Origin of the sequence: Luteimonas sp. FCS-9 (assembly GCF_001014645.1) — a bacterium.
In the GTDB taxonomy this organism is placed as follows: Bacteria; Pseudomonadota; Gammaproteobacteria; order Xanthomonadales; family Xanthomonadaceae; genus Luteimonas.
The window spans coordinates 157869-173415 of sequence record NZ_LASZ01000005.1 but is presented as its reverse complement, the minus strand read 5'-3'; the positions used below and the strand labels follow the sequence as shown (position 1 = coordinate 173415).

The window sequence follows — 15547 nt, the reverse complement described above, 5'->3', positions numbered from 1 at the left end:
GCCCAGAGCTCGGCTATAATCGCCGGCTTACCTCGCCACCGTGGCGACTGGGCAACACAGGAAGCAAAGCAATGGTCAAGATCCGTCTGACGCGCGGCGGCGCCAAGAAGCGTCCGTTCTACCACATCATCGTGACCGACTCGCGCAGCGCGCGCGACGGCCGCAACATCGAGCGCGTGGGCTACTACAACCCGGTCGCGACCGGCGGCGAGCAGCGCGTCGTCCTCGACACCGAGCGCGTCGACCACTGGGTCAAGAACGGTGCCCAGATGAGCGACAAGGTCCGCGCCCTGTACAAGGAAGCGGGCAAGGCTGCGGTCGCCGCCGCCTGACCCGTGGGCCGCGCCTGCGGGCGCGGCCATGCCGACATGAACGACCCGACGCGCCAGCCTTCCCAGCGGATGATCCAGCTGGGCAAGGTCCATGGCGCGTTCGGCGTGCGTGGCGAGGTGAAGCTCGAGTCGTTCACCGAACCGCGCAGCGCGATCTTCCGCTACCAGCCCTGGGTGCTGCGCGACGGCCGCGGCGGCGAGCGCACGCTGTCGGGCGCGCGCGGTCGCGAGACGCCCAAGGGCGTGGTCGCCACGCTGCCCGACATCGCCGACCGCGATGCCGCCGAGGCCACGCGCGGGCTCGAGGTCTGGGTGCCGCGCGACGCGCTGCCGCCGCCCGCGCCGGGCGAGTACTACTGGGTCGACCTCGAGGGCCTGCACGTGCGCAACCTCGATGGCGCGGACCTGGGCACCGTCTCGCACCTGTTCTCGACCGGCGCCAACGACGTGCTGGTCGCCCACGGCGAGCGCGAGCGCATGATTCCGTTCGTGATCCCCGACTACGTCGTCTCGGTCGACTTCGACGCCGGCGTGGTGACGGTCGACTGGGATGCGGAGTTCTGAAAGGCCGGGATTCGGGAACGGGGACCCGGGATTGGGAGGAGCCGTCATGACGTCCGAAGCTGCACCGGTTCCCGACGCCCGGATCACGAAGTCCGGCGCCATCCGCATCGACGTCGTCAGTCTGTTTCCCGAGTTCATCGACCAGGCGGCCGCGGTCGGCGTGGTCGGGCGGGCGCGCGAACGGGGACTGGTCGCGCTGCAGGGCTGGAATCCACGCGACTACGCCCAGGGCAACTACCGCCGGGTCGACGACCGCCCGTTCGGCGGTGGGCCCGGCATGGTGATGCTGATCGAGCCGCTGCGCGCCGCGCTCGCCGCCGCGCGCGCCGCCGATCCGGCGCCGGCGCGGACGATCTACATGAGTCCGCAGGGCCGGCCGCTGACCCAGGCGAAAGTGCGCGAACTCGCCGCGCTGCCGCGACTGATCCTGCTGTGCGGCCGCTACGAGGGCGTCGACGAACGCTTGCTCCAGGCCGAGGTGGACGAGGAACTGTCGATCGGCGATTACGTGCTCTCGGGCGGGGAGCTGGCCGCGGCGGTCGTCGTCGACGCAGTGGCACGGCTGCAGGACGGCGCGCTGAACGATGCCGATTCGGCCGCACAGGACAGCTTCGAGGGCGACGGCCTGCTCGACTGTCCGCACTACACCCGGCCCGTCGAGCACGCCCTGGGGCGCGTGCCCGACGTGCTGCTGTCGGGCAACCACGCGCAGATCGCCGCCTGGCGCCGGCAGCAGTCGCTGGCGCGCACCGCCGTGCGGCGCCCGGACCTGCTCGACGAGTCCGCGCTCGGCAAGGCCGACCGGCGGCTGCTCGCGGCCTGGCGGGCGGAGCGCGACGCCGATCCGGAGGCCTGACCGGGTGCCCCCGCGCGGCGGTGGCATTCGCCGTGCAGCTGCGCCTATAATGCGCGGCTAACCGAAACAACGGGCCGTCGAGCCCGCCATGCCAGAGCGTGCGTCCACGTGCACCACGCCTACAACGACTCCAACAGGCCAAGACCATGACCACCAAGCCCTCCCTGAACACCCTGCTGCAGGAATTCGAAAGCGCCCAGACCGCGCGCGAGCTTCCCGACTTCGGCCCCGGCGACACCGTCGTCGTCAACGTCAAGGTCAAGGAAGGCAACCGCGAGCGCGTGCAGGCCTACGAAGGCGTGGTCATCGGCAAGAAGAACGCCGGCCTGAACTCCGCGTTCACCGTGCGCAAGATCTCGCACGGCTACGGCGTCGAGCGCGTCTTCCAGAGCCACAGCGCGCAGATCGAGTCGGTCGAAGTCAAGCGCCGCGGCAAGGTCCGCGCCGGCAAGCTGTACTACCTGCGCGGCCTGGAAGGCAAGAAGGCCCGCATCAAGGAAGATCTGTCGGCTTCGGCGAAGGCCAAGAACGAGAAGGCGCGCGCCGACAAGGCCGCTGCCGCCGCACCGGCGCCGGCCGCCGAGTAATCGGGCCCGCTTCGATGTCGCACGACGGCCGCCGCAAGGCGGCCGTCTGCGTTTGCGGGCTTGGAAATGCCTCGCTCGATGCGCTCCTGCCGTCCCGCCTGTTCGTCCGACCCAATGTCCGGCGTTGATGCGCGCGTCGTGCTGACGGTCACGCCGCGTTCCGATCCGCGATCGCATCCGTGTCCAGCGCCTGCCGGGTGCCGTGACCACAAAGCGGATATCGGGCCGCGACTGGGCGCGGTACCCGGCAGGCGCCCACGATGAACCTCGGACAGGTCCGGCAATTCGAGACGCGCGAAAAGGGCGCCGGATCCGCATCCGGCGCCCTCAGGTCGTGCGCGATGGCGTGCCGCGCTCAGTCGTAGTCGGTCTCGAGCAGGCGGCCGGTGCGCGCCGAATACTCGAGTTCGACGATGCGCCCGTCGTTCTGGCGGATGTCGACGTCGTACTCGCCGTCTCCATAGGACACATCGATCACGCGGCCAGGATGACGGCGCTGCGCATCGGCGAGGATGCGGTCGAGCGAGGCCGCGTTGGCGCGCGCCCGCGGGTCGGCCTGCGCCGCGGCGGCCGCGTGCTGGCGATCGCCGCGGTCGTCACGGTCCTGTGCCAACGCGACGGGCAGTGCAATGGCGACGCCGATGGCGGCGATCAGGCTGGCGATGGCGATACGGTGCTTCATGGCATGGTCCTCGTGTCGATGGCGGGTCCGGTCGGCGACCGGTCGAGGCGCAGTCTCCCGATCGCGCCTAACCGCGTTCTGATCGAGCCGTTCATCGAATCGTTAATCCGCCCGCCCACACTGGCGCCATGCGACGTCTCCTGCTCCCGCTCTCGCTGTTCCTCGCCGGCCTGCTGGCCGCGCCGCTGCACGCCGACGCGCCCGATGGTCGCCGTGGCGCCGACTACGCCCGCGAGAGCGTGCGCAGCGGCGAGTTCGTCCGCCTGGAACGGCTGCTCGCCGATGCCGAGCGCCGCTTTCCCGGCCGCGTGCTCGAGGTCGAGCTCGACGAGGACGACGACGAGTACGAGATCGAGATCCTGATGGAGGACGGCCGCGTCGCCGAGCTCAAGTACGATGCGCGGACCGGGCGCCTGCTCGAGGTCGAGATCGACGACTGATGCGCATCCTGCTGGCCGAGGACGACGCCGAACTCGCGGCGCGGGTGGCCGCCGCGCTCGCCGCGGCCGGATTCGCCGTCGATCGCGTCGACGACGGCACGGATGCCGAGTTCCGCGGCCAGACCGAGGCCTACGATGCCGCCGTGCTCGACCTCGGCCTGCCGGGCCTGGACGGCGTCTCGGTCCTGCACCGCTGGCGCGAGGCCGGACTGGCGCTGCCGGTGCTGGTGCTGACCGCGCGCAGTCGCTGGCACGACAAGCTCGCCGGCTTCAACGCCGGCGCCGACGACTACCTGACCAAGCCGTTCCAGATCGAGGAACTGGTGCTGCGCCTGCAGGCGCTGATCCGCCGCAGCGCCGGCCACGCCTCGCCGCGGCTGCGTTGCGGCGGGCTCGAGCTCGATGCGCACGCCGGCCGCTTCGCGCTCGACGGCGATCCGCTGGCGCTGACCGCGCAGGAGTACCGCATCCTCGCCTACCTGATGCACCACGCCGGACGCGTCGTCAGCCGCGCCGAACTCGGCGAGCACGTCTACGACAACGGCTACGACCCCGATTCGAACGTGCTCGACGTGCTGGTCGGACGCATCCGCCGCAAGCTCGGCGTCGCGCTGCTGCACACCGTGCGCGGGCAGGGGTTCCGGCTGTCGGCGTCGCCGTGACCGGTGCGCGGGCGCTGTCGCTGCGCTGGCGCCTGTGGCTGGCCGGCGCGCTGGGCGTGGCGATCTCGGCCGCGATCGCCGGCGGCCTGCTGGGCGCGATGTTCGAGCGCTCGGGCGAGCGCGCGCTCGACCGCCGCCTCGACGACGATTTCGCGACGCTGGCCGGGCTGATCGAGGCGCGCCCGGACGGCGGCTGGCAGTTGCGCCGCACGCCCGCCGACGAGCGCTGGACCCGGGTGTTCTCCGGCTGGTACTGGCGGATCGGCGATGGCGGCGAGGCGATCGGCTCGCGGTCGTTGTGGGACGACGAATTGCCGTCCACGCCCGTCGCGCGCGGCCCGGCCGCGCGGTTCGATGCCGAGGGCCCGCGCGGGCAACACCTGCGCGTGCGCGCCCAGCAACTGCGCCTGCCCGACGTCGCCGCGTCGATCCCGGTCTACGTGGCGGCCGACCGCGGCGACGTGATCGCCGAGACGCGCGAGTTCCGCCGGATGGCGATGCTCGCATTCGCCGGTGCGGCCGCTGTCCTGCTCGCACTGTTGGCCTGGCAGGTGGAGTGGGGGCTGCGCCCGCTGCATCGCATGCGCGGCATCCTGCAGCGGGTCCGCAATGGCGACGACGTACGCTTCGGCGGCGAACGCTGGCCGGCCGAGGCGGCGCCGCTGGCCGAGCAGATCGACGAACTGCTCGACGAGCATGCGCGTCGGGTCTCGCGCGCGCGGCACGCGGCCGAGGATCTCGCGCATGCGCTCAAGACGCCACTGGCCGTGCTGTCGGCCGAGGCGCAGGCGCCGGGCGAGGACATCGCCGGCCTGGTCGCCGCGCAGGTGCAGCGCATGCGCGGCGAGGTCGAGCGCCGGCTCGCCGGCGGCTTCGCATTCGACGCGCGCCGGCGCACACCGGTGGCGCCAGTGGTCGAGGCGCTGCGCGCGCTGTTCGCGCGCACGGCCGGAGACCGCGTGGCGTTCGCCGGCGACATCGCGCCGGACCTGGTGTTCGCCGGTGCGCGCGAGGACCTGGAAGAGATGCTCGGCAACCTGCTCGACAACGCGGTGAAGTGGGCACGCACGGCGGTGCGCATCCACGCCGGGCGCGAAGGCGACCGACTGCGCATCGCCGTCGACGACGATGGCCCGGGCATGCGCCCTGAGGCGATGGCGCAGGCCCTGCAGCGCGGCGTGCGCCTCGACAGCCGGGTGCCCGGCCACGGCCTGGGTCTGTCGATCGTCGACGGCATCGCGGCCGGCTACGACGGACGCCTGGTCCTCGACAACCGCCCCGGCGGCTTCCGCGCCGCGCTTGATTTGCCGGCCGGCGCACCGATATCGGGCGCATGAGCGAAGCCCGGGTTCCCAACATCGCCGACAGCGTCCGCCTCGACCTCTGGCTGTGGGCCGCGCGGTTCTTCAAGACCCGCGCACTGGCCAAGCAGGCGATCGAGACCGGCAAGGTCGACGTCGGCGGCCAGCGCGCCAAACCCGCGCGTGCGGTCCGTGTCGGCGACGCGTTGCGCGTCGCCCGCGGCGATGAGGTGTTCGAGGTCGCCGTGGCCGGCCTGTCGGACACGCGGGGCCCGGCCAGCGTGGCACAGGGCCTGTACACCGAATCCGAGGCGTCGCGTGCCGCACGGCTGGCGCGCGTGGCCGAACAGCGCGCGCAGCGCGCCGGCTACCAGGCGCCCGAACACAAGCCCGACAAGCGCGCCCGCCGCCTGATCCGGGCCTTGGGCGACATCGACGCGCTGTAGCGTCGGCGCGCCCGGTCGCCGAGCTCGTTCGCGTCGTCGGGCAGGCGTCCATCGCGCAACAACCAGTCGAGCAGCCGGCGATACGCCGCCTTCCGGGGAGGAAGGCGGCAGGCCGCGGGCATGCCGGCGGCGAAGGCGGTCACCGCAGGTCGAACCGGTCCAGATGCATGACCTTCGCCCAGGCCGCGACGAAGTCGTCGACGAACCTGTCCTGCGCGTCCGCGCTCGCGTAGACCTCGGCCAGCGCCCGCAGCACGGCGTTGGCACCGAACACCAGGTCGACGCGGGTACCGGTCCACTTGCGCGCGCCGGTCCGGCGGTCGCGGCCCTCGAACACGTCGCGGGCCTGGGAGACGGGCGACCATGCGGTGTCCATGTCGAGCAGGTTGACGAAGAAGTCGTTGCTCAGCACGCCCGGCCGGTCGGTGAACACGCCGTGCTTCGTGTCGTCGACGCCGATGTCGAGCGCGCGCAGGCCGCCGACGAGCACCGTCAGTTCGGGGGCGGTCAACGTCAGCAGCTGCGCCCGGTCGATCAGCAGCGCCTCGGCGGGGATCGCTGACGGTCCGGCCAGATAGTTGCGGAAGCCGTCGGCGACCGGTTCGAGCACCGAGAACGAGGCGACGTCCGTCTGCGCCTGGCTGGCATCGGTGCGGCCGGGCGAGAACGGCACGGTGATCTCGCGTCCGGCCGCCTTCGCCGCCTGCTCGATCCCCGCGTTGCCCGCGAGCACGATCAGGTCCGCCAGCGAGACCTGCCTGCCGCCCGCGGCGTCGAGGTTGAATTCGAGCTGGATGCGCTGCAGGGTCTTGAGCACCCGGGCCAGCTGGTCGGGGCGGTTGACCGGCCAGTCCTTCTGCGGCGCCAGGCGGATGCGCGCGCCGTTGGCGCCGCCGCGCTTGTCGCTGCCGCGGAACGTCGACGCCGAGGCCCACGCAGTGCCCACCAGTTCCGACACCGTCAGGCCCGACGCCAGCACGCGCGCCTTGAGCGCGGCCACGTCCGCCTCGTTGATCGGGGGATGGTCCGCCGCGGGCACCGGGTCCTGCCAGATCAATGCCTCCTTCGGCACCTCGGGGCCGAGGTAGCGTGCGCGCGGGCCCATGTCGCGGTGGGTCAGCTTGAACCAGGCGCGGGCGAAGGCTTCGGCGAAGGCCTGCGGGTTCTCGAGGAACCGGCGCGAGATCTTCCCGTACGCGGGATCGAAGCGCAGCGCCAGGTCGGTAGTCAGCATCCGGGGGCGGTGCTTTTTCGCCGGATCGTGGGCATCGGGGACGATGTCGCCGGCATCCCGGGCGACCCACTGGTGCGCGCCGGCCGGGGACTTCTCCAGTTCCCACTCGAAGCCGAACAGGTTCTCGAAGAAGTTGTTGCTCCACAACGCCGGTGTCGTGGTCCAGGTCACTTCCAGGCCACTGGTGATCGTGTCGCCCGCCTTGCCAGAGCCGAAGCTGCTGCGCCAGCCCAGGCCCTGTTCCTCGAGATCGGCGGCCTCGGTCTCGGCGCCGACGTGCTCGGCGGGGCCTGCACCATGGGTCTTGCCGAAGGTGTGGCCGCCGGCGATCAATGCCACGGTCTCCTCGTCGTCCATCGCCATGCGGCCGAAGGTGTCGCGGATGTCGTGCGCGGCGAGCAGCGGGTCGGGATTGCCGTCCGGGCCTTCGGGATTCACGTAGATCAGGCCCATCTGCACCGCGGCCAGCGGACGCTCGAGCCGGCGCGTGTGGACGTCGCCATCGGCATCGTCGTCGGACACGAGCACGGCCGCGTCGCCGGGCTTCTCGACGCCTTCCGAGCCGTGCGCATAGCGCACGTCGCCGCCGAGCCAGGTCGTCTCGCGGCCCCAGTACACGTCCTGGTCGGGTTCCCAGGTGTCCTCGCGTCCGGCCGCAAAACCGAACGTGCGAAAGCCCATCGTCTCGAGCGCGACGTTGCCGGTGAGGATCAGCAGGTCCGCCCAGGAGATCCGCTGGCCGTACTTGCGCTTGATCGGCCACAGCAGCCGGCGGGCCTTGTCGAGGTTGACGTTGTCGGGCCAGCTGTTGAGCGGGGCGAAGCGCTGCTGGCCCCGGCCGCCGCCGCCGCGGCCGTCGCCGGTGCGGTAGGTGCCGGCCGCGTGCCAGGCCATGCGGATGAACAGCGGGCCGTAGTGGCCGAAGTCGGCCGGCCACCAGTCCTGGGAGTCGGTCATCAGTGCGCGCAGGTCGCGCTTGAGGCCGTGGTAGTCGAGCTGTTCGAACTGCGCGCGGTAGTCGAACCGTGGGCCGAGCGGATCGGACTTCTCGGAATGCTGGCTCAGCAGGTCGACGCGCAGCTGGTTCGGCCACCAGTCGCGGTTGCTGGTGCCCTGGATGGCGGCGTCGTGGTGGAAGGGGCATTTCGCTTCGGTGGACATGGTGGTCTGCCTCGTGGGTCGGGCCTGTGCGAGTGTGTTCGCAGGACGGTGTGCGGGAAGGGGTAAGCAGCGCGCAGCGCACGGCAGACGCGCCTGCGGGACGCCGGGGCGGGTACGTGGGAGTCAGCCGGTGCGCCGGCGGTGCGCAGGCGACGCGGCGAGATCGGGGCGAAGGAGGGACACGGAGAGCTGGCGCATGGCGGGCGACCGATGTCTGCGAGTGAGCCTGCAGATTAGGTGCGTCGATCAGGAAGTTGAAATCGATTGTTTTCCTGAATCCGATAGGTTCCTGCTATCGAACAGGTGTTCCCGGTGACGCGCATCGGGCCTGTTGCGATCGAGGCGCGTAGGAGACGGTATACGCCTGCTGGGAGAGCGTGGTCAGCGTGTGCGCCTGCCGGGTACCGCGCCCAGTCGCGGCCCGATATCCGCTTGGTGGTCACGGCACCCGGCAGGCGCTGGAGGCGGATGCGACGGCGGATCGGCGAGCGGCATGCAGCGGTGGTGTTGAATCTCCGACTGCACGGCATGAGCCCGAGGAATCTCGTGCTTGAGAGTGCTCAGGGGCGTGGCAGTCGCGTCTGCTGGGGACCGCGTGTGCGCCTGCCGGGTACCGCACCCAGTCGCGGCCCGATATCCGCTTTGTGGTCACGGTACCAGGCAGGCGCTGGACTCGGATGCGCGCGCGGATGGGCGAGCAGCGTGGCGGATGCGAGGGCGGACCGGGACGCGGTATGGACGGGGGGGAGGGGGCGGCGCGCGCGGGTTGTTGGCGCGCGCTGCGGGGCGCTGGCTACAGCAACGTCTTGAGCCGGTACAGCGCCTCGAGTGCCTCGCGTGGCGTCAATGCGTCGGGATCGATGCCCGCCAGCGCCTCGATCGCGGCCGATGGTGGTGCGAACAGCCCGATCTGTTGCGGGGTGCCGAGGGTGTCGGCCGACATCGGTGCCACGGGGGCGTCGTTGCGCCGCTGTTCGAGTTCGGCCAGCCGCGCGCGCGCGTCGCGCACGACCTGCCGGGGCAGGCCGGCCAGCGCGGCGACCTGCAGGCCGAAACTGCGGTCGGCCGGGCCGTCCTTGACGGCGTGCATGAACACCAGCGTCTCGTTGCCCTGCTGGTCGCGATGCTCGACCGCGTCCAGGTGGACGTTGGCAATGCCGCTGCCGGGTTGCGCGAGCGCCGTGAGCTCGAAGTAGTGGGTTGCGAACAGCGTGTAGCTGCGGTTGCGTCCCGCGAGGTGCCGCGCGCAGGCGTCGGCCAGCGCGAGCCCGTCGTAGGTCGACGTGCCGCGCCCGATCTCGTCCATCAGCACCAGCGATTCGTCGGTGGCGTGGTGGAGGATGTAGCTGGTCTCGGCCATCTCGACCATGAAGGTCGACTGGCCCTTGGCGAGGTCGTCGCCGGCGCCGATGCGGGTGAGGATGCGGTCGATCGGGCCGATCGTCGCGCGGCTCGCCGGCACGAAGCTGCCGATGTGCGCGAGCAGCACGATCAGCGCGTTCTGGCGCATGTAGGTGCTCTTGCCGCCCATGTTCGGACCGGTGATGACCAGCATGCGGCGGTCGCCGAAGTCGGCGCCGTCGCCGAGCACCAGGTCGTTGGGCTCGAACGGCTCGCGTCGCACGGCCTCGACCACTGGGTGGCGGCCGCGCTCGATGCGCACGCCGGGGTTCGGGTCGAGCTGCGGGCGCGACCAGTCCAGCGCCTGCGCGCGCTCGGCGAAGCAGGCGAGGACGTCGAGCTCGCTGAGCGCGCCGGCGCACTGCTTGAGCGAATCCAGGCTGGCGTTGAGCGCGTCGAGCAATTGCTCGTAGAGCAGGCGCTCGCGGGCCAAGGCGCGTTCGCGCGCCGAGAGCACCTTGTCCTCGAACTGCTTGAGTTCCTCGGTGATGTAGCGCTCGGCGTTGGTCAGCGTCTGCCGTCGCGTGTAGTGCGCTGGCGCCTTGGCCGAGTGCGCCTTGCCGATCTCGATGTAGTAGCCGTGCACGCGGTTGTAGCCGACCTTGAGCGCGGCGATGCCGCTGGCCTCGCGCTCGCGCGCTTCCAGGTCGACGAGGAACTGGTCGGCGTTGGTGCTCAGCCGGCGCAGCTCGGCCAACTCGGCATCGTAGTCGTCGGCGAACACGCCGCCATCGCGCGCGAGCACCGGCGGCTGCTCGACCAGCGCCGTGGCCAGCAGATGGGCCTGCTCGCCGTGTTCGCCGAGGCCGTCGTGCAGCGCGCGCAGGCGCGGCGAGTCGATCGCCTGCAGCGTCGCGCGCACGTCGGGCAGCAGCGCCAGGCCGTCGCGCAGCGTCGACAGGTCGCGCGGCCGCGCCGAGCGCAGCGCGATGCGCGTGGGCACGCGCTCCAGGTCGCCGAGCGCGCGGAAGCGCTCGCGCAGTGCGACATCGGCGCCGACGTCGATCAACGACTCGACCGCATGCAGGCGCTCGCCCAGCACAGAGCGATCGCGCAGCGGGCGGTGCAGCCAGCGGCGCAGCAGGCGCCCGCCCATCGGCGTGACCGTGCTGTCGAGCACGCCGAGCAGGGTGTTGCGGGTGTCGCCGTCGACGCGCGTGTCGAGCTCGAGGTGCCGGCGCGTGGCGGCGTTCATCGCGATTGCGCCGTCGCCGCTCTCCACCGCGATCGAGGTCAGGTGCGGCAGCCGCTGCTTCTGGGTCTCCTCGACGTAGCCCAGCAACGCGCCGGCCGCGGCGATCGCCAGCGGGCGGTCGTCGATGCCGAACCCGGTGAGGTCGTGCAGGCCGAAGAACTGCAGCAGCTGGCGCCGGCCCGAGTCGGCATCGAACAGCCACGGCGGCCGCCGACGCATGCCGCTGCGCTCGCCCAGGAACGCCGGCCAGCCGTCCTCGTCGGGCACCAGCAGCTCGGCCGGGTCGAGGCGCGCGAGCTCGGCCTCCAGCGTGTCCTCGTTGGCGCACTCGCAGACCAGGAAGCGCCCGCCGGCCAGGTCGGCCCAGGCCAGGCCGTAATGGCCCGCGCGGTTGCGCGCGACCGCCATCAGCAGCGTGTCGCGGCGCTCCTGCAGCAGCGCCTCGTCGGTCACCGTGCCGGGGGTCACGATGCGCACCACCTTGCGCTCGACCAGGCCCTTGCTCGCGGCCGGATCGCCGATCTGCTCGCAGATCGCCACCGATTCGCCGAGCGCGACCAGTCGCGCCAGGTAGCCCTCGGCCGCGTGGTGCGGCACCCCGGCCATCGGGATCGGCGCGCCGGCCGAATTGCCGCGCTGGGTCAGCGTGATGTCGAGCAGCCGCGCCGCCTTGCGGGCGTCGTCGTAGAACAGCTCGTAGAAGTCGCCCATGCGGAAGAACAGCAGCACGTCCGGGTGCTCGGCCTTGGCGGCGAAGAACTGCTGCATGAGGGGGGTGTGCTGGGGGGCGCTCATCGCGTCTCGGGGAACCGGCCGGCCGGCCATTTTGCCTCAAACGCCCCGGCTCCCGCCGCCGGCGGCTAGACCTGTTCGAGGAAATCGACGATCGCCTCGATCTCCTCGCGCTGCAGGTCGAGCGGCCTTAGCAACGGATCGGGACGCGGGAACGTCGGGTCGTCGCGCTGCGCGGGCGTCGGGCGCGGCGCGGGCATGCCGGCGTCGTAGGCGCGCACCACGCCGAGCAGATGCGGGAACAGTCCGTTGTGCATGTAGGGCGCGGTGCGGGCGACGCCGCGCAGCGACGGGGTGCGGAACTTCCCGGCGTCGGCCGGATCGCCGGTGACCTCGTAGCGGCCCAGGTCGTGACGCCGACGTCCGTGGAAATGCAGGCCGAGGTTGTGGAAGCCGTGGTCGGTCATCTCGGCGCCGCTGTGGCAGTTCATGCAGCGCGCCTTCGTACGGAACAGGTGCAGGCCCCAGAGTTGGCGGTCGTCGAGCTGGTCCGCGTGGCCGGCGAGGAACCGGTCGAGCCGCCCGGTGCGTGGCGCGAGGCTGCGCTGGAATGTCGCCAGGGAGCGGGCGATCAGCTGGGCGTCGATGCGGTCGCTGCCGTAGGCGGTCGCGAACGCGGCGCGATACGCCGGATCGCGCCGCACGCGCCGGACCGCACGTGCCAGCGAGCGGTTCGCCATCTCGCGCCCGTCGACCAGCGGGTGCAATGCCTGGTCTTCGAGCGACGCTGCGCGCCCGTCCCAGAACAGCGTGCGCATCCACGCGCTGGTCGCCACCGAGATCGCATTGCGGCGCCCGGTCTGGCGGTCGTGTCCGAACGAGACGCTGCGTCCGTCGGCCCAGCCCAGCTGCGGATCGTGGCAGTTCGCGCAGGCGATCTGGCCCGAGCGCGACAGCCGCGGATCCTCGAACAGGCGTCGTCCCAGCGCGATGCGCTCGGGCGTGGACGGATTGTCGGTCGGCGTCGGGGGCGTGCGCGGCAGCGGTGCCAGCTCCTGCCAAGCCACGCCCGGATCGACGTGCGGCGCCGGCCAGCGTTCGCTGGGTTGCGCGTAGGCGCGGCGCAGGCAGGCGAAGTCGACAAGGGGACCGTCGATGCGCTGGCGGTCGGCGCAGGCGTCTCCTCCAGGCGGCTGCGCGGCCTCGGCTGCCGCCACCGGCGCCCACGCACCGAGCAACACGACAAGCGCGCAGCAGGACGCCTGCGCGGTCGTCCGACGGCGCGGGCGTGCTGGTGCGTGCGTCTTCGCGCTCAGAACCGGTACCCGACCTCGAGCCAGTAGCTGCGGCCTGGTTCATAGTAGGTGCCGGTGGCCGTAGTGCCGACAATCCGATTCATGCGGTTGAGGACATTGGTCGCCTCCACTCTGACATACGCATCGATGTGAGGGATCGGCAGGTCATATTCGATCGTGGAATCCCAGGTCCAGCTGCGCGGGTAATCGACATCGTCGTAGACATCGAGATAGGCACCCTCGACCTCGGTCTCGCCGACGACTCCGATGTCGCGATATCCCGCCCGATAGCGCAGGAAGTTGCTCCAAGACAGGCCAAGTGCCTCGAAACGGGTCTGCGTGGACAGGCGCGCGGTCCAGGGGCGATTGAAGTTCGTCGCCGGGATGTCGTACTTGGAGATCACGTCACCCTTGTAGACGATCAGTTCGTCGAATGTGTCCTCGTTCCAGGTCGTGTCGTAGTCGTTGTAGTTCCGGCGGACATCGCTATGGTCGAGCGCAAGCGTGAAACCCGTACTCGAACCGAAAGCGTTAAGGCGTGCGGTTGGCGTGACCGTCAGCGAATAGATGCCGCTGGCACTGCGTCCGTTGTTGTTGTACTCGTAGACGTTGGTGTCGTAGTAGCCCGTCGGATCATTGCTGCGCACGCTCTGGCGCAGCACCTGCTTGCGGCTGTCTCGATCCACATACTTGAGATTGAGGTCGAAGCCGGAGAACTGTTGGCGAATACCGATCGTCCACTCGTCGGTGTAGGGGATGTCCAGATCGGAAATTCGATTGTCGGTGGTCTGGACAGTTCCGGCAACGTCATCCCACAACTGGGACGCGCTGGTCCGGGTCTTTTCCGTGGCGAGCTTGCGACGTGCTTCGCGCATTAGATACGTGAAGAAGTTTCTGCCGTAATAGCGATTCGCGCCGCCGGTCAGTACCGTCCTGCCATCACCCCGGACATCCCACGATGCGGACAGTCTCGGTGCGACGGACGGGTGGCTCCAGATGCTGTCGTCATCGAATCGTAGGCCGGGGCGGATGCTCCAGTTGCCGATCCGGATGTCGTCCTGGACCCAGACGTTCCACTCGTCGCCTTCGACCTCAACGCTACCGGCGCTGTAGATGATCGCACGTTTAAGGTACTGGCCCTGGCCGTTGACGACCTGTGCGCGCGTGCCGATCACGGGAGACGTCGAACAGGTGTCGGTGTCGATCGTGCCGTCGGACAACGTGCAACTGGTCGTAGCCGTGGGCGTGTTGTAGTAGCTATGCTTGTTTGGACGCTCGTAGAACGCCTTGCGCCTCTGGTATCCGAACCCGCCACTGAGCGTGTGCTCGGTGGTACCGAGCATGAAGCTGTCGCGCGTTGCCTTGAAGCTGTAGGCGATCTTCCGGTCGTGCTGATTAATGTTGCCGCCGCTGCCTTCGTTGTTGCTATTGGCCGAATTCCAGTTCATGTCCTCCGAGCGGGCCCAGGATTTCCAGTAGTTCACGGGGGTTGCACGAGAACTTTCGACGTCGCTGTAGCTCAATGTGTTGCCGAAGTGCCAGGCGCCACGTTCGAAGTCGGCACGGAACGACATCACCGGGCCGCCCGACTTTAGGTCCATCCAGGAGTCCTTCTGGTTGACGATAAAGTAGCGATCATCCGAGGGGGCGTGCTGCAACGAGGCGCCCAGGAAAACCCCATCGTCGTTGGCCCAGTCCACATTGAGCGATACTGAGGTGTTCTTGCGCGTTTGGTCCTTGACGTTCAGATCCGTCGTGCTATCGGTTGTGTTGTAGGCCTTCAGCGGAATCGTCGATCGGGTCTGAGTGATCGTTCCGATGATGCCCAGTCCGTTCTCCGTACGGCCCTCAAGTCGTAGGCCGAACTTCTCCTTGGCGTAGTTCGGCTGCCGGATGTAGGTCGTGGATTCGGCGAATGCGGCTTCATTTCCCTCGGCGACCAGGATTTCGTCCCAGGCGGAGCGGGCCATGCGGACCCAGGCCTTGCCCGAGAACGCATCGCGCGCGCGGCGTGTGCGCGCGTCTACAACGCCGCCGGTGAACCCGCCGAAGTTGGCTGGTACGTTGCTGTCGTAGACGGACAGTTCCTCGAGCAGTTCGGTGTCGAGCGCAATGCCCTGTCCCGTGCTGGGAACGTCGAAAAAGCTGTTCACCACTACGCTGCTTGCCGAGTAGATACTGCTCGCGGGATCGATGTCGTTGTTGAAGCCGGCACCGTCGACGAGAAACAGATTCTGGTAGTAGGGCGCGCCGTTGACACTGATGTCGGCAGGGCGGATCTCACCGCCATTTCGCGAAGTGCGCGCGGTATCGGCGAACTGCACGGCAGGATTGATCCGCAGCAGCGTTGCCAGGTCGCCATCGGCGGTGTTCGTGTTCCGAATGTAGTCCTCGTCCAGCCTCATCCCCTCTTGGTAACGGAACACACGCTGGCCGGGCACGCGCAGCGGGCCGAAGCGCAGGGACGTGGCCGGGAGGACGTCGTCGCCGGTCTGGGCCGGCGCGGCGTCGGGACGATCGGGCGAAGCGGGGAGGGCGTCGTTGGACTGTCCGGCGGCGTGCGCGGACATGGCGAGAAGGCCGATCGAGACGGCCAGGGCGAGGCGGTGCATGCGAGGTTCCTGTCAGCGGGTAGACGGGCGAAGCGCCCATGTGCTGG

General features: G+C 70.0%; 13 protein-coding genes. 8 read left to right on the top strand and 5 right to left on the bottom strand.

Annotated elements, in window-relative coordinates:
* Nucleotides 1-71 precede the first annotated feature (71 nt).
* The 4 genes from rpsP (at nt 72) to rplS (ending at nt 2339) form a co-directional block, all read left to right on the top strand.
* A complete protein-coding gene (gene rpsP / locus WQ56_RS06610; protein WP_047136289.1) occupies nt 72-332 on the top strand; it encodes a 30S ribosomal protein S16 in 261 nt (86 codons plus the stop codon).
* Nucleotides 333-368: 36 nt separating this feature from the next.
* Nucleotides 369-896 carry a ribosome maturation factor RimM gene (gene rimM, locus WQ56_RS06605; protein WP_047136288.1) on the top strand — a complete coding sequence of 176 codons (528 nt, stop codon included), beginning with the start codon at nt 369-371 and terminating at the stop codon, nt 894-896.
* Nucleotides 897-996: 100 nt separating this feature from the next.
* The gene (trmD, locus tag WQ56_RS06600) at nt 997-1752 is read left to right on the top strand and encodes a tRNA (guanosine(37)-N1)-methyltransferase TrmD (protein WP_047136353.1); all 756 of its coding nucleotides are present in this window, start codon (nt 997-999) and stop codon (nt 1750-1752) included.
* A gap of 146 nt (nt 1753-1898) precedes the next feature.
* The gene (gene rplS, locus WQ56_RS06595; RefSeq protein ID WP_047136287.1) at nt 1899-2339 is read left to right on the top strand and encodes a 50S ribosomal protein L19; all 441 of its coding nucleotides are present in this window, start codon (nt 1899-1901) and stop codon (nt 2337-2339) included.
* A 355-nt stretch (nt 2340-2694) separates the two neighbouring features.
* On the opposite strand, the gene WQ56_RS17665 is transcribed toward rplS, so the two are convergent.
* Entirely contained in the window at nt 2695-3021 is a 327-nt protein-coding gene (locus WQ56_RS17665) for a hypothetical protein (protein ID WP_052772883.1), read from the bottom strand.
* 128 nt (nt 3022-3149) lie between these two features.
* Here WQ56_RS17665 and WQ56_RS06585 point away from each other — a divergent pair, with 128 nt between their 5' ends.
* Genes WQ56_RS06585 through WQ56_RS06570 form a run of 4 tightly spaced genes read left to right on the top strand, consistent with a single transcriptional unit; the run spans nt 3150 to nt 5870 of the window.
* Complete coding sequence (locus WQ56_RS06585) at nt 3150-3461, top strand: PepSY domain-containing protein (RefSeq protein ID WP_047136286.1); 312 nt, start codon at nt 3150-3152, stop codon at nt 3459-3461.
* Nucleotides 3461-4123 carry a response regulator transcription factor gene (locus WQ56_RS06580; RefSeq protein WP_047136285.1) on the top strand — a complete coding sequence of 221 codons (663 nt, stop codon included), beginning with the start codon at nt 3461-3463 and terminating at the stop codon, nt 4121-4123. The genes WQ56_RS06585 and WQ56_RS06580 overlap by 1 nt, the downstream gene beginning before the upstream one ends.
* The gene (locus WQ56_RS06575; protein WP_047136284.1) at nt 4120-5460 is read left to right on the top strand and encodes a sensor histidine kinase; all 1341 of its coding nucleotides are present in this window, start codon (nt 4120-4122) and stop codon (nt 5458-5460) included. Before WQ56_RS06580 ends, WQ56_RS06575 begins: the two co-directional genes overlap by 4 nt.
* Nucleotides 5457-5870 carry an RNA-binding S4 domain-containing protein gene (locus tag WQ56_RS06570; protein ID WP_047136283.1) on the top strand — a complete coding sequence of 138 codons (414 nt, stop codon included), beginning with the start codon at nt 5457-5459 and terminating at the stop codon, nt 5868-5870. Before WQ56_RS06575 ends, WQ56_RS06570 begins: the two co-directional genes overlap by 4 nt.
* Before the next feature lie 139 nt (nt 5871-6009).
* Here WQ56_RS06570 and katG read toward each other — a convergent pair whose 3' ends face one another.
* The 4 genes from katG to WQ56_RS06550 form a co-directional block, all read right to left on the bottom strand.
* Nucleotides 6010-8265, bottom strand: coding sequence for a catalase/peroxidase HPI (gene katG / locus WQ56_RS06565; RefSeq protein WP_047136282.1), 2256 nt, complete (start codon nt 8263-8265; stop codon nt 6010-6012).
* Nucleotides 8266-9058: 793 nt separating this feature from the next.
* Nucleotides 9059-11656 carry a DNA mismatch repair protein MutS gene (gene mutS / locus WQ56_RS06560; RefSeq protein ID WP_231583366.1) on the bottom strand — a complete coding sequence of 866 codons (2598 nt, stop codon included), beginning with the start codon at nt 11654-11656 and terminating at the stop codon, nt 9059-9061.
* 65 nt (nt 11657-11721) lie between these two features.
* Nucleotides 11722-12834: a cytochrome c peroxidase gene (locus WQ56_RS06555; protein ID WP_082132235.1), complete on the bottom strand. Its 1113-nt coding sequence runs from the start codon at nt 12832-12834 to the stop codon at nt 11722-11724.
* 71 nt (nt 12835-12905) lie between these two features.
* Nucleotides 12906-15500 carry a TonB-dependent receptor gene (locus tag WQ56_RS06550; RefSeq protein WP_047136280.1) on the bottom strand — a complete coding sequence of 865 codons (2595 nt, stop codon included), beginning with the start codon at nt 15498-15500 and terminating at the stop codon, nt 12906-12908.
* Nucleotides 15501-15547 lie beyond the last annotated feature (47 nt).

Excerpts from the sequence above, each read along its gene's own strand:
- WQ56_RS06550 (WP_047136280.1), bottom strand. The coding sequence starts at position 15,500 with ATGCACCGCCTCGCCCTGGCCGTCTCGATCGGCCTTCTCGCCATGTCC.
- katG (WP_047136282.1), bottom strand. The coding sequence starts at position 8,265 with ATGTCCACCGAAGCGAAATGCCCCTTCCACCACGACGCCGCCATCCAG.
- rimM (WP_047136288.1), top strand. The coding sequence starts at position 369 with ATGAACGACCCGACGCGCCAGCCTTCCCAGCGGATGATCCAGCTGGGC.
- mutS (WP_231583366.1), bottom strand. The coding sequence starts at position 11,656 with ATGAGCGCCCCCCAGCACACCCCCCTCATGCAGCAGTTCTTCGCCGCC.
- WQ56_RS06585 (WP_047136286.1), top strand. The coding sequence starts at position 3,150 with ATGCGACGTCTCCTGCTCCCGCTCTCGCTGTTCCTCGCCGGCCTGCTG.
- WQ56_RS06580 (WP_047136285.1), top strand. The coding sequence starts at position 3,461 with ATGCGCATCCTGCTGGCCGAGGACGACGCCGAACTCGCGGCGCGGGTG.
- WQ56_RS17665 (WP_052772883.1), bottom strand. The coding sequence starts at position 3,021 with ATGAAGCACCGTATCGCCATCGCCAGCCTGATCGCCGCCATCGGCGTC.
- rplS (WP_047136287.1), top strand. The coding sequence starts at position 1,899 with ATGACCACCAAGCCCTCCCTGAACACCCTGCTGCAGGAATTCGAAAGC.
- WQ56_RS06570 (WP_047136283.1), top strand. The coding sequence starts at position 5,457 with ATGAGCGAAGCCCGGGTTCCCAACATCGCCGACAGCGTCCGCCTCGAC.
- rpsP (WP_047136289.1), top strand. The coding sequence starts at position 72 with ATGGTCAAGATCCGTCTGACGCGCGGCGGCGCCAAGAAGCGTCCGTTC.